The organism is Delftia sp. RIT313 (assembly GCF_000632165.1).
Lineage (GTDB): Bacteria > Pseudomonadota > Gammaproteobacteria > Burkholderiales > Burkholderiaceae_C > Comamonas > Comamonas acidovorans.
On sequence record NZ_JFYT01000001.1, the window covers coordinates 17,934 to 30,858 of the forward strand.

The following is a 12,925-nucleotide window of genomic DNA, read 5'->3' on the forward strand; positions in this document are numbered from 1 at the left end:
CCCCGTCCAGGCCCGCTGCGGCACCCTCTCCTCCTTAACGCTCTGCGCCATCCACCTTGAGATAGCGCGCAACGCCTTGTGCCGCCTGCAGGCCGCTGGCCATGCACGCCGTCAGCAGGTAGCCGCCCGTGGGAGCCTCCCAGTCCAGCATCTCGCCGGCACAGAAAACGCCAGGAGCGGCTGCGCACATGCCGTTGGCGTCCAGAGCTTCCAGCCGCACGCCGCCTGCCGTGCTGATGGCCTCGTCAATGGGCCGGGCCGCCACCACAGTGATGGGCAGGGCCTTGATGGCATGGGCCAGCCGCACAGGGTCAGCCACACCTTCCTTGCCCAGCACCTCATGCAGCACGGCGGCCTTGATGCCGTCCAGGCCCAGGCGCCCCTTCAGATGGCTGGCCAGGCTGCGCGAGCCGCGCGGATGGCGCACTTCCACCAGCACGCGCTCGGGCGTCAACTGGGGCAGCAGGTCGAGATGGACGGTGGCCTGCCCGTCGCGCGCAATCGCTTCGCGCAACGCCGCAGAGACGGCATAGATCAGGCTGCCTTCCACGCCCGTGGTCGTGGCAATGAATTCGCCCTTGCGCGAGAAAACATGGCCCTTGCCATCATCAAAGGACAGCGCCACCGACTTGAACGGCTGGCCCGCAAAGCGCTCGGTGAAATAAGGACTCCAGCCGCGCGCAGGCTGGGGGCTGGCGCCCAGCAGCTCGGCCATGAACTCCCGGCGATCGATCTGTCCGCCCGAAGCCGCACCATCCAGGCCCACATCGAACCCGCAGTTGGAAGGCTTCAACGCAGCGACTTCAACACCGCGCTGCTCCAGCAAGGGCAGCCAGGCGCCATCCGAGCCCAGGCGCGCCCAGCTGCCACCGCCCAATGCCAGCACCACGGCCCTTGCCCGCACCTGCAGCCGCCCTTCGGGTGTATCAAAGCCCAGCGCGTCGCCGTCCTGCCAGCCCACCCAGCGGTGGCGCGTGTGCAGCACCACGCCCTGGGTCTGCAGACGCACCAGCCAGGCACGCAGCAAGGGCGCAGCCTTCATGTCCTTGGGGAATACGCGGCCCGAGCTGCCCACAAAGGTTTCCACGCCCAGTTCACCGGCCCAGGCACGCAGTTGATCCGGCGACAGCAGTTCCAGCCAGCGCGACACCTCGGCACTGCGCTCGCCGTAGCGGGAGACAAAGGCGGGCAGGTTTTCGGAATGGGTCAGGTTGAGCCCGCCCTTGCCTGCCATGAGGAACTTGCGCCCAGCGGAGGACTTGGCCTCGAACACATGGACATCCAGCCCCTTGCCGGCCAGCCCTTCGGCCGCCATCAGGCCCGCAGGCCCCGCACCGATCACCGCCACATCGCAGTCCATCGTGCGCGCTGCCGCACCGGGTTCAAAAGCATCCATCACATCAGTTTCCATTCCATGCTCGCATTCAACTTGGCGCTGCCGGCCGGCACATATGCCTGCAGCGCGGGCGCGCAGAATACCCTGCCGCAGGCCGGTCTGCGCGCAGGCGCCACTAATTCCCGGAGTCCCGGCAACCCTGTCGCCACCCCATAAACAGCTATGACAGTCATAGCATTGAGCTACCGCCCATACGGTGCAGCAGGTGATAGGTTTCTGTCACAATCTTTTTGCGGTGCGGATTTTCCTGCGCCTTCCTCATTGCGAAAAATCAAGGACTCCACCCATGGCCAGCGAACTGATCAAACACATCTCCGACGCAAGCTTTGAAGCCGACGTCTTGCAGCCTGGCACCACGGTGCTGGTCGATTACTGGGCCGAATGGTGCGGCCCCTGCAAGATGATCGCCCCCATCCTCGACGAAGCAGCGCAGACCTACAAGGAAAAGCTGTCCATCGCCAAGATGAATGTGGACGAGAACCGCGAGATTCCTGCCAAGTTCGGCATCCGCGGCATCCCCACGCTGATGCTGTTCAAGGATGGCCAGCTGGCCGCCACCAAGGTGGGCGCCCTCAACAAGGCACAGCTGTCCGCTTTCCTGGAACAGCACCTGGCCTGATTCCCCCGACGGCCCCGCACACGGGGCCGTCACAGATGCGGGCCGGCGTTGGCCGCAGCACCGCATCGCACTGGCGCATAAACGAGGCGCCAGCGCAAATTTCCCTGTGACCTTCGGATTTTTTCCTGTCATAATGCCCTTCATCACCGGCCTTATGCATTGAAGGCCGCGCTGAGACCCTCAGGCAAGCCAGCCCACTTCCACAGTGTTTCGCTTGGCTCAACGCCTTCCCCTGGTTTCTTTCCACTCCGTTCTGGAGTCACTCCATGCACCTTAATGAACTCAAGGCACTGCACGTGTCTGAAGTCCTGAAGCAGGCCGAAGCGCTTGAGATCGAAAACGTCGGTCGCATGCGCAAGCAAGAGTTGATGTTCGCCATCATCAAAAAGCGAGCCAAGGCAGGCGAACAAGTGTTCGCCGACGGCGTGCTGGAAATCCTGCCGGACGGTTTCGGCTTTCTGCGCAGCCCCGACACCAGCTACACGGCCAGCACCGACGACATCTACATCTCGCCCAGCCAGGTCCGCCGCTTCAACCTGCACACCGGCGACATGATCGAAGGTGAAGTGCGCACGCCCAAGGATGGCGAGCGCTACTTCGCGCTGACCAAGCTCGACTCCGTCAACGGCGGCTCGCCCGAGCAGAACAAGCACAAGGTGCTGTTCGAGAATCTGACCCCCCTGTTCCCCACCCAGCAGCTGCGCCTGGAGCGCGAGATCAAGGGTGAGGAGAACATCACCGGCCGCATCATCGACATCATCGCCCCCATCGGCCGCGGCCAGCGCGCGCTGATCGTCGCACCGCCCAAGAGCGGCAAGACCATGATGATGCAGAGCATCGCCCACTCCATCACGGCCAACCATCCCGACGTGCACCTGATGGTGCTGCTGGTCGATGAGCGCCCCGAAGAAGTGACCGAGATGCAGCGCTCGGTCAAGGGCGAAATCATCGCCTCCACCTTCGACGAGCCCGCCACGCGCCACGTGCACGTGGCCGAGATGGTGATCGAGCGCGCCAAGCGCCTGGTCGAGCTCAAGAAGGACGTGGTCATCCTGCTGGACTCCATCACCCGCCTGGCCCGCGCCTACAACAACGTCGTGCCCTCGTCGGGCAAGGTGCTGTCGGGCGGCGTGGACTCCAACGCCCTGCAGCGCCCCAAGCGCTTCTTCGGCGCGGCACGCAATGTGGAAGAAGGCGGCTCGCTGACTATCATCGCCACGGCCCTGGTGGATACCGGCAGCCGCATGGACGAAGTGATCTTCGAAGAGTTCAAGGGCACCGGCAACAGCGAACTGGCCCTGAACCGCCGCCTCTACGAGAAGCGCGTGTTCCCCGCCATCGAACTCAACAAGAGCGGCACACGCCGCGAAGAACTGCTGCTGGCTCCCGAGATCCTGCAAAAGACCCGCATCCTGCGCCAGTTCATGTACAACATGGACGAGATCGAGGCCATGGAGCTGATGATCAAGAACATGCGTGCCACGAAGACCAACGTGGACTTCTTCGACATGATGCGCCGCGGCGGCTGATCGCACAGATCCAGCCCACGGCCCCCATAGACGCCTCGCTCACGCGGGGCGTTTTGCATTCCAGCCGCCCGTCTCACCACGCTGCGACAGACGTGCCCAGCGCACAGGCCGCGCGCTCCCAGTGCATGGGCGCACCCGCCACCTCCACCGGCGCCCGCAGGCGCCGCGCCGCGCCCCAGGAGGTCGCCTCGATCGCCGCGCTGAAATCCTCGGCACCGTTCACCGGCGCCAGCGGGCAGGCATCCGGATCGCCCACGCCATGTCCCGCCAGAAGATGGGCCGTGCGCGCCAACGAGGCGCGCACCGTGCTGCCGCCCTGCCCCTGCATGCGCCGCACCAGCGCCATCACCACGGCGGCAGCCATCAGATAGCCGGTGGCGTGGTCCAGCGCCTGCAGCGGCAGCGGCGTGGGCCGGTCACGGCCCAGCCGGTGCATGCCTGCATTGGCAATGCCGGCGCTCATCTGCACCAGGCTGTCGAAGCCACGCCGCTGCTGCCAGGGACCGCTCCATCCATAGGCGTTGAGCGACACATCGATGAGCGAGGGATTCAGTCGACGGCGCCACGTGGCCCCGAATCCAAGCCCCTCCAGCGCACCGTCCCGGTAACCATGGACCAGCACGTCGGCGCCGGCCAGAAGTTGCTCGAACACGGCACGATCCTGGGGCGCGCGCAGGTCCAGCCGGGCACAGCGCTTGCCCAGCGTGACTTCAGGCACCGTACCCGGCTCCTCCCAACCGGGCGGATCGATGCGCAGCACCTCGGCACCATGGCCCGCCAGCCAGCGCGTGGCGGCGGGACCGGCCAGGATGCGCGTCAGATCCAGCACGCGCAGCCCCTGCAGCGGCCGCTGCGCCGATGGCTGCCACGCACCAGCACTGAAACTGAAGGGCTGGCCCGGCTGCGGATGCACCTGCCACGCCAGCAAAGGCTCCTGCTGCACGGCCTGCCCCTGCGGATGCGCAGCCCAGGCAGCCAGCCCGCGCATGGCGGCGGCACAGCCACCCTGCGCAACAACGGCCGACTCCAACTCATGCGCCGTCCAGCGCCTGACCGCCGTAGCCACAGCCTCCCGATCGGCCGGCGCGTCGAGCACGGCCAGCGCCGCTGCGCGGTGGTGGGGCGCATTGGTATGCAGGCGGATCCAGCCATCGGCCGTGCGGTAGTCGCCGGCCACGGCGTCCCACAGCGCGGGCATCTCCCAGCCCAGCGGATGCAGGCTGCTGCCAAACCACAGGGACGCGAGTCTGCGGTCCACCACCACCTGCGGCGCGGCAGCGCCGCATTGGGCCACCAGCTCGGAGATGGCAAGGCCTGCCACACCCAGGCTGGCCGCCGCCAGATCGGAGACCGGAAACACCGAGGCCAAGGCGCCTTGCCCGCGCATCTCCAGACGGCGCAGCGCGTCCTGGGCACCTTCCAGTGCCGCCCAGATCTGGGCGGCGCAGTGATCAAAAGCGGAAGAGGTCGGAAGACTGGACATGGAGCACTCCTGGCAACGGAAACAAGGGTTGGAACCCGCACCATAGATTTCCAGAAAATATTGTCAATATTGATTAAATAAATCAACATATCATCACATCCATGCCCGACTACCTGAACTCGACCGAAGCCACCGCACTGCTGGGCGTGAGCCGCGCCACGCTGTATGCCTATGTCAGCCGGGGGCTGCTCCATGCCCACGCGGCAGACACGCCGCGCGAAAGCCGTTACCTGCGCGAAGAGGTCGAGCAACTCGCGCGCCAGCGCGGCCAGGGCCGCAAACCCCGCGAAGTCGCCCAGGCCGCGCTCAACTGGGGCCTGCCGGTGCTGGAGTCATCGATCACGCTGATAGAACAGGGCCGCCTCTACTACCGTGGCGAGGACGCCGTGGACTGGGCACGCGCGCACACGCTGGAAGAGACCGCCGCCCTGCTCTGGCAATACCCGGCCGATGCCGCCTTCGCCGCACACGCCGTGGAGGCCGCCCCTGTGTTGCCCGACCTGCAGCAGCGCATGGCCGGCCAGCCTTGCGAAAACACATTGCTGGCCCTGTTCACCGTCGCCAGCGATGACGCGGCCACTGCCGCATGGCAGCAATCGCCAGAGCGGCTGGCGGCAGGCTGCGGAGCGCTCCTGCGCCTGCTGGCGGCCTGCCTGCTGGGCACGGTGCCGGACAAGACCCCCATCCACCTGCAATGCGCCCAGGCCTGGGAGCTGGACGCACAAGGCGCCGACCTGGTGCGCATGGCCCTGGTGCTGTGCGCCGACCATGAACTCAACGCCTCCGGCTTCACGGCGCGCTGCGTGGCATCCACGGGCGCCAGCCTGCGGGCGGCCGTGGTGGGAGGCCTTGCCGCCCTGACGGGCGGGCGCCACGGCGGCACGACCGCGCGCGTCGAGGCGCTCTGGGACGAGCTGGGCAAGGCGCAGGCCCCGGCACGCCTGCGCCAGCGCCTGGCGCGCGGCGAGACCCTGCCCGGCTTCGGCCACCACCTCTACCCCGAAGGCGATGTGCGCGCCGCCCTGCTGCTGGAAATGCTGCCCAGGCAGGGACCGGCGGCGGCCCTGGCGGCCGAAGTGATGGCACTCACTGGCCTGGCCCCTTCGGTCGATTTCGCATTGGTGGCCCTGCGGCGGCACCTGCAGTTGCCGGCGGGCAGCGCCTTCGGGCTGTTCGCGCTGGGCCGCTGCGCAGGCTGGCTGGCACAGGCGCTGGAGCAGCGCGCCACACGGCAGATCATCCGGCCACGCGCGGCGTACACGGGGCTCAGGCCCGCCGGCTTGGCACGCAACTGAGCACTATGCGATAATGCAGGGCTTTTTCTTGCGGAAAGTACGCTTGATTTGAACCGCTACAAAGGTTGCAGCGGGTCAGGCACGGCTACCGCACTTGCATCAGAAGGAAAGATCATGAAAGAAGGCATCCACCCCAACTACCGCGAAGTTCTGTTCGTGGACCTGTCCAACGGCTTCAAGTTCGTGACCCGCTCCTGCGTGAACACGAAGGAAACCGACACCTTCGAAGGCAAGGACTACCCCCTGTTCAAGCTGGACACCTCGTCCGAGTCGCACCCGTTCTACACCGGCACGCAAAAGTCGGTGGACAACATGGGCGGCCGTGTGGAGCGCTTCCGCAACCGTTTCGGCAAGAAGTAAATCCTGCTTCTCCGGCCAGAAGGGCAGCACGGGCAACCGCGCTGCCCTTTTGTTTTTCGCAGTCCGGCCAATCCATGGCGGCCCGGCATGCCCCATTCTTTTCGAGGCCCTTGCTTCGCGTATTCTTGCGCCCTCCGTTGCAGAAAGTCCTGTGAGTGAACCAGCCCACCCCTGCCATCGTTGCCCAAAGCGCCGTGCGCCGCCTGCCCCGCTGGTCGCTGCTGCTGCTGTGCCTGGCCTATGTCGTGCCCGGATATGTGGGGCGCAGCCCCTGGCGCATGGCCGACATGGAGGCCTTCGGCTACATGCGGGAGCTGGCCCTGGGCCATACCTCGTGGCTGGCACCGCGCATGGCGGGCCTGCTGCCCGAATCCGAGGGCCTGCTGTCGTACTGGCTTGGCGCGCTGGCCATGCAGGGAGCGCCTTCCTGGCTGCATCTGGAGATGGCGGCACGCCTGCCCTTCATCGCCATGCTGGTGCTCACGCTGACGGCCACCTGGTGGGGCGTGTACTACCTGGCGCGCACGCCGGGCGCGCGCCCCGTGGCCTTTGCCTTTGGCGGCGAGGCACAGCCCACCGACTATGCGCGCGCCATGGCCGATGGCGGCCTGCTGGCCCTGGTGGCCTGCCTGGGCCTGGCCCAGCTTTCCCATGAAACCACCAGCTACATGACCCAGCTGGGCTGCGCGGCCCTGCTGTTCTTTGCCGCCGCAGCCATGCCCTACCACGGCCGCACCGCCATGCTGGCGCTGCTGCTGGGCCTGCCGGGCCTGGCGCTGAGCGGCGCGCCGACCGTGGCCTCGCTGTTCGGCCTGGGCGGTGCGACCATGGCGTTCTTCTCGCGCACCTGGGGTGACGAGCCCTCGCCCGCACCGCGCGAGGCGCGCATCTGGACCGCGCTGTGGCTGGGCGTCACACTGCTGGCGGCTGCACTGTCCTGGTGGCTGGACCAATGGGCCTGGCGCCTGGTGGACAGCGGCACCGCCAAGGAATGGCAAAGCCTGGTCAGGCTGCTGCTGTGGTTCAGCTGGCCGGCCTGGCCGCTGGCCATGTGGACCCTGTGGGTCTGGCGCCGCCAGATCGCCGCGCCTCGCCGCTATCCCCATCTGGCGCTGCCGCTGTGGTTTGCCGTCATTCCGGTGATCGCTTCGCTGAGCACGTTGCCTGCGGACCGCGCCCTGCTGCTGGGCCTGCCGGCCATCGCCACGCTGGCAGCCTTTGCCCTGCCGACGCTGCGCCGCAGCATCAGCGCATTGATCGACTGGTTCACCCTGCTGTTCTTCAGCGTCGCCGCCATTGCCATCTGGGTGATCTGGCTCTCGCTGCAGACCGGCATTCCCGCCAAGCCGGCCGCCAATGTGGCCAGGCTGGCTCCGCAGTTCACGCCGGAATTCTCGGTGTTCTCCTTCGCCGCGGCGGTTGCCGCCACCTTGGCCTGGTGCGTGCTCGTCGCCTGGCGCACATCGCGCAACCGCGCCGCCATCTGGAAGAGCCTGGTGCTGCCGGCCAGCGGCGCCACGCTGGGCTGGCTGCTGCTGATGACGCTGTGGCTGCCGCTGCTGGACCACGCGCGCAGCTTCGAGCCGCAGATGCGACAGGTGCTGGCCGAACTGCCCAAGGACGGCAGCTGCGTGCAAACCTATGGCCTGCCCCGCGCCCACATTGCGGCGCTGCGCTACTACGGCGACATCGACACCCAACGCCTGAGCATGGCCGGCGCCGCCCGCTGCGACTGGATGGTGGCCGAGGAAGAAACCTGGCTGGACCCGCACAGCGCGCGCCTGCAGGGCACCTGGGAAACCGTGGCCCGCGTGGTGCGCCCCACCGATCGCAAGGACTTCCTGCTGGTCTTGAAGCGCAGGCCCGAGGCGAGCCGCGCCCAGGGCAGGCCATGAGCCAGCCCGCGCGCGCGCCACTGGGCACCGAACGGCGCACCATCGCCCAGCACGCGCTGACCGTGCTGGCCGGGCAGTTGGCGGTGATGGCCTTCGGCGTGACCGACACCATCGTGGCGGGCCGCTACGCCGAAGAAGCGCTGGCAGCGCTGTCCGTGGGCTCGGCCATCTTCGTGAGTGTCTATGTCTCGTTGATGGGCATCTTCCAGGCCCTGCTGCCGCTGTGGGCCGAGCATCGCGGCGCCGGACAGCCCGAGGCCATAGGCCGCACGCTGCGCCAGGCCATGTACATGCTGCTGGCCGCCTGCGCCCTGGGCATGGGCGTGCTGCTGTTTCCCGATGCGCTGCTGCGCTGGGCCGATGTGCCGCCACCGCTGCAGGTGGAGGTGCGGGCCTATCTTTCGGTGCTGGCCTGGAGCCTTCCGGCCGCGCTGCTGTTTCGCATCTACAGCACACTGAACCAGGCGCTGGGCCATCCCCTGCTGGTGACCTGGCTGCAGCTGCTGTCGCTGCTGCTGAAAATCCCCCTGTCGATCTGGCTGGCCTTTGGCGGCGCCGGCCTGCCTGCGCTGGGCGCCGAGGGCTGCGCCTGGGCCACGCTGGTGGTGAACTACGCCATGGTTGCCCTCGCATTCGTGCTGATGCGCAGCCAGAGCCTGTATGCGCCCCTGGCGCTGTGGCAGCGCATGGAGCCCCCGGACTGGCCGCAACTGGCGCAGTTCGCTCGACTGGGCGTTCCTGCAGGGCTGGCAATTTTGGTGGAGGTGACCTCGTTCACGCTGATGGCCTTGTTCGTGGCGCGCCAGGGCACGCTGTCCTCGGCCAGCCACCAGATTGCTGCCAATCTTGCGGCGCTGTGCTACATGGTGCCCCTGTCGCTGGCGATTGCCACCAGCGCGCGGATCAGCTACTGGCGCGGCGCGGGGGACGAGGCCATGGCGCGCCGCCTTGTCACCATGGGCTGGCGGCTTGCGGCAACGGGTGGACTGGTGCTGGCCTCGGCACTGTTCCTGTCCCGCGAGGGCCTGGCCCGCATCTACAGCAGCAACCCCGAGGTGGTGGCCACTACCGCCAGCCTGCTGGCCTGGGTGGCTGCCTACCATGTGGCCGACGCCGTGCAGACCTTCTGCCTCTTCGTGCTGCGCTGCTACCGCATCACCGTGGCGCCGCTGGTCATCTACTGCCTGCTGCTGTGGGGCGGCGGATTGGCCGGCGGATACTGGCTGGCCTACGGCACGGACCGCGCCCTGCCCGCCTGGCTGCACCATGGCACGCCCGCCCCGTTCTGGGCCAGCAGTGCCTGTGCGCTGCTGGTGACGGCCCTGGTGTTCAGCGCCATCGTGCGCAAAGCCACAAGCCGCTGAACGGCAACCGCCGTTCACACGGGGCCACGCCCACGCCTATGCCTACGCGGCGCGGCTTTCGCGGGCCTCGCCGACTTCGCGTGTGCCTGGGGCCGCGATGCGGACGCGGCTGGCCGGAAAGGTCACGGAAAACTCCGACCCCTGGCCCGGCGCGCTGGTGATGCCCAGCTTCGCGCCATGGCGCTGCAGCACATGCTTGACGATGGCCAGGCCCAGGCCCGTGCCGCCGGTGTCGCGCGAACGGCTGCGGTCCACACGGTAAAAGCGTTCTGTCAGACGCGCCAGGTGCTTGGGTTCGATGCCTGGACCGGAGTCCTGCACGGCAAAGCGGGCCGATCCATCAGGCAGGCTCTCCCAGGTCACCTCGATGCGCCCGCCTGCCGGCGTGTAGCGCATGGCGTTGGCCAGCAGGTTGGAGAAAGCGCTTTGCAGCTCGGCGCTGGCGCCGGCCACCTCACCGGCCTGCGCCAGCATCTCGGCCGACGGAAAGCTCAGCGCATGCGGCAGGGATTGCTTGCGCGTGAGCATGGAAGACAGGCCGCGCGCCTCGTTCTCGCAGCGCTGCATCAGCTGGGCCACGGGCACCCATTCGTTGCTGCTGGGCAAGGGGCTGCCCTCCAGGCGCGACAGCGCCAGCAGGTCTTCCACCAGATGCTGCATGCGCTCGGCCTGCTGGGCCATCAGTCCCAGGTAGCGGTTGCGCTCCTCGGGCTCCAGCGGCAGGTTCTGCAGCGTCTCCACAAAGCCCACGAGCACGGTCAGCGGCGTGCGGATTTCATGCGAGACATTGGCCACGAAGTCGCGGCGCATGGCCTCGGCCTGCTCCACCGCGGTGACATCGCGCGCCAGCAGCAGCTTGCGCCCTTCGCCATAGCCATACAGCTGCACCGACAGCTTGACGGGCCGCGAGGCCGTGCTTTCGCGGCCCTGCATGACCAGGTCGCGTGAGAAATCCTGGGTGGCGAAATAGGCGCTGAACTCGGGGTCGCGCACCAGGTTGCCAATGCTTTGCAGCAGGTCGCGTTCGGCATCGAAGCCGAACTGCCGCGCCGCGATCTGGTTGCACCATTCGATGCGCCCATCGGCGTCCAGCAGGACCACGCCATTGGGGCTGGCCTGCAGGGCGGAAAGAATGTCGTTGAGGCGCTGATCGCCCTGCTGCACCTGCTGCACGCTCTGGCGCAGCCACCGGCGCATGCGCACGCTGGCTTCCCCCCAGATGCCGCTGAGCTCGGGAGCCTCCCGCAGCTCCGACTGGCGCAGCCAGGACAGCAGGCGCATGGCGTTCCAGCTGTCCACCAGCCACCAGATCCAGCCCGCGCACAGCGCTCCCGTCAGGGCCGCCACGGCCTGGGCGGCCATGCCAGGGCTGGAGGCGGACATGACGCCCCAGAGCCACCAGCCCAGCAATGCGCCCGCGATCTGGGACGCCAACAAGCGAAAACCTCGCCAACCCATACTTGCGCCTTCTTTGCGTTGTATTCGCTGCCCTGGGCAGCGGCGCCCTGGCATGACCCGTGAAGGCCATGCGTGGATTCATGCGGAAAAAGCGGCCTCAGGCCAGCGCCTGCGCGCTGAGCCGGTAGCCGGCGCCGCGTACCGTCTCGATCAATGCACCGGCCATGCCCAGCGCCTCGCGCAGCCGCTTGACGTGCACGTCCACCGTGCGCTCCTCGATGAAGACGTGATCGCCCCAGACCTTGTCCAGCAACTGGGCACGGCTGTGCACGCGCTCGGGGTGCTTCATCAGGTAGTGCAGCAGCTTGAACTCGGTGGGGCCCACCTTGATCATGTCGCCCTGCCAGCTCACGCGGTGCGCGGCGGCATCGAGCACCAGCTCGCCGATATTGACCTTGTCCTGAATCTGCTCGGGCGCACGGCGCCGCAGCACGGCACGGATGCGCGCGAGCAGCTCCTGGGTCGAGAAGGGCTTGGTGATGTAGTCATCGGCGCCCGCATCGAGCCCCGCCACCTTGTCAGGTTCATCGCCGCGCGCCGTGAGCATCAGAATGGGCACGGCCTTGGTGCGGCTGTCCGCGCGCCATTTGCGCGCCAGGGACAGGCCGCTGGCGCCGGGCAGCATCCAGTCAAGCAGGATCACGTCGGGCAGCACGGCATCCAGCTCGCGCTGAGCCGTCACGCCATCCTCGGCCCAGACCGGCTGGAAGCCGTTGTGCCGCAGGTTGACAGCGATCAGCTCCGCGATGGCGGGCTCGTCCTCGACGATGAGGACCATGGGCATCTTCTTCATCCGTTGTTCGCCTCCGGCACTTACAGCACTGCCGACTCAATGGCATCCATGGTCTGGTGACGGACATCCTTGCCCTCCACCAGATAGATGATCAGCTCGGCCACATTCTTGGAATGGTCGCCGATGCGCTCGATGGCCTTGGCCAGGAACAGCAGGTCCAGGCTGGCCGAGATGGTGCGCGGGTCTTCCATCATGTAGGTGATGAGCTTGCGCACGAAGCCGTCGAACTCCTGGTCGATCAGATCATCTTCCTTGAGGATGGCCACGGCCGCCTTGGTGTCCAGGCGTGCAAAGGCGTCCAGCGTCTTGCGCAGCAGGCCCGAGGCCATCTCGGCCGCCGTGCGCAGGTCGCCCGTGGGCAGGGAGCGCGCAGCACCGCTTTCGATGATGGACTTGACCATGCGCGCCATCTTGTGCGCTTCATCACCCATGCGCTCCAGATTGGCCGTGGCCTTGGAGAAGGCGATCAGCAGGCGCAGGTCGCGCGCCGTGGGCTGGCGCCGGGCGATGATGGACGAGAGCTCGTGGTCGATCTCCACTTCCATGGCGTTGACGCGCTTTTCCGCGGCATCGACCTGCTCCACGGCCTCGATGCTGAAGCGCGACAGCGCATAGACCGCCTGGCGGATCTGGGACTCGACCAGGCCGCCGAGCTCCATGACGCGCGCAGAGACGCGGTTGAGTTCGCTGTCGAACTGGCTGGAAAGGTGTTTTTCGTTCATCGATTGCTCCT

The 12,925-nt window shown here is 67.3% G+C and carries 11 protein-coding genes; 6 read left to right on the forward strand and 5 right to left on the reverse strand.

Annotation, left to right across the window (positions count from 1 at the left end):
• Positions 1–34: 34 nt before the first annotated feature.
• Complete coding sequence (locus BW39_RS00090) at positions 35–1,411, reverse strand: TIGR03862 family flavoprotein (protein ID WP_043818992.1); 1,377 nt, start codon at positions 1,409–1,411, stop codon at positions 35–37.
• A 271-nt stretch (positions 1,412–1,682) separates the two neighbouring features.
• On the opposite strand from BW39_RS00090, the gene trxA reads away from it, so the two are divergent.
• Together trxA and rho are read left to right on the forward strand one after the other, a co-directional pair.
• On the forward strand, positions 1,683–2,015 hold the full coding sequence (gene trxA, locus BW39_RS00095) for a thioredoxin TrxA (protein ID WP_012206704.1): 333 nt from the start codon (positions 1,683–1,685) through the stop codon (positions 2,013–2,015).
• A gap of 266 nt (positions 2,016–2,281) precedes the next feature.
• On the forward strand, positions 2,282–3,544 hold the full coding sequence (gene rho, locus BW39_RS00100; protein ID WP_012206705.1) for a transcription termination factor Rho: 1,263 nt from the start codon (positions 2,282–2,284) through the stop codon (positions 3,542–3,544).
• 73 nt (positions 3,545–3,617) lie between these two features.
• On the opposite strand, the gene BW39_RS00105 is transcribed toward rho, so the two are convergent.
• Positions 3,618–5,027, reverse strand: a complete 1,410-nt coding sequence (locus BW39_RS00105) for a CoA transferase (protein WP_043818994.1) — start codon at positions 5,025–5,027, stop codon at positions 3,618–3,620.
• Positions 5,028–5,128: 101 nt separating this feature from the next.
• On the opposite strand from BW39_RS00105, the gene BW39_RS00110 reads away from it, so the two are divergent.
• From BW39_RS00110 to BW39_RS00125, 4 genes are all read left to right on the forward strand, one after another.
• Positions 5,129–6,322, forward strand: coding sequence for a citrate synthase family protein (locus BW39_RS00110; RefSeq protein ID WP_043818997.1), 1,194 nt, complete (start codon positions 5,129–5,131; stop codon positions 6,320–6,322).
• 114 nt (positions 6,323–6,436) lie between these two features.
• Positions 6,437–6,682, forward strand: a complete 246-nt coding sequence (locus tag BW39_RS00115; RefSeq protein ID WP_013801474.1) for a type B 50S ribosomal protein L31 — start codon at positions 6,437–6,439, stop codon at positions 6,680–6,682.
• 155 nt (positions 6,683–6,837) lie between these two features.
• A complete protein-coding gene (locus BW39_RS00120; RefSeq protein WP_043819000.1) occupies positions 6,838–8,577 on the forward strand; it encodes a hypothetical protein in 1,740 nt (579 codons plus the stop codon).
• Positions 8,574–9,941 (forward strand): MATE family efflux transporter, encoded by a 1,368-nt coding sequence (locus tag BW39_RS00125; RefSeq protein WP_043819002.1) that lies wholly within the window; start codon positions 8,574–8,576, stop codon positions 9,939–9,941. The genes BW39_RS00120 and BW39_RS00125 overlap by 4 nt, the downstream gene beginning before the upstream one ends.
• A 42-nt stretch (positions 9,942–9,983) precedes the next feature.
• Here BW39_RS00125 and phoR read toward each other — a convergent pair whose 3' ends face one another.
• From phoR to phoU, 3 genes are all read right to left on the reverse strand, one after another.
• Entirely contained in the window at positions 9,984–11,378 is a 1,395-nt protein-coding gene (phoR, locus tag BW39_RS00130; RefSeq protein WP_012206711.1) for a phosphate regulon sensor histidine kinase PhoR, read from the reverse strand.
• A gap of 118 nt (positions 11,379–11,496) precedes the next feature.
• Positions 11,497–12,192 (reverse strand): phosphate regulon transcriptional regulator PhoB, encoded by a 696-nt coding sequence (gene phoB, locus BW39_RS00135; protein ID WP_012206712.1) that lies wholly within the window; start codon positions 12,190–12,192, stop codon positions 11,497–11,499.
• Positions 12,193–12,212: 20 nt separating this feature from the next.
• Positions 12,213–12,914 carry a phosphate signaling complex protein PhoU gene (gene phoU, locus BW39_RS00140; RefSeq protein ID WP_012206713.1) on the reverse strand — a complete coding sequence of 234 codons (702 nt, stop codon included), beginning with the start codon at positions 12,912–12,914 and terminating at the stop codon, positions 12,213–12,215.
• Positions 12,915–12,925: the final 11 nt, after the last annotated feature.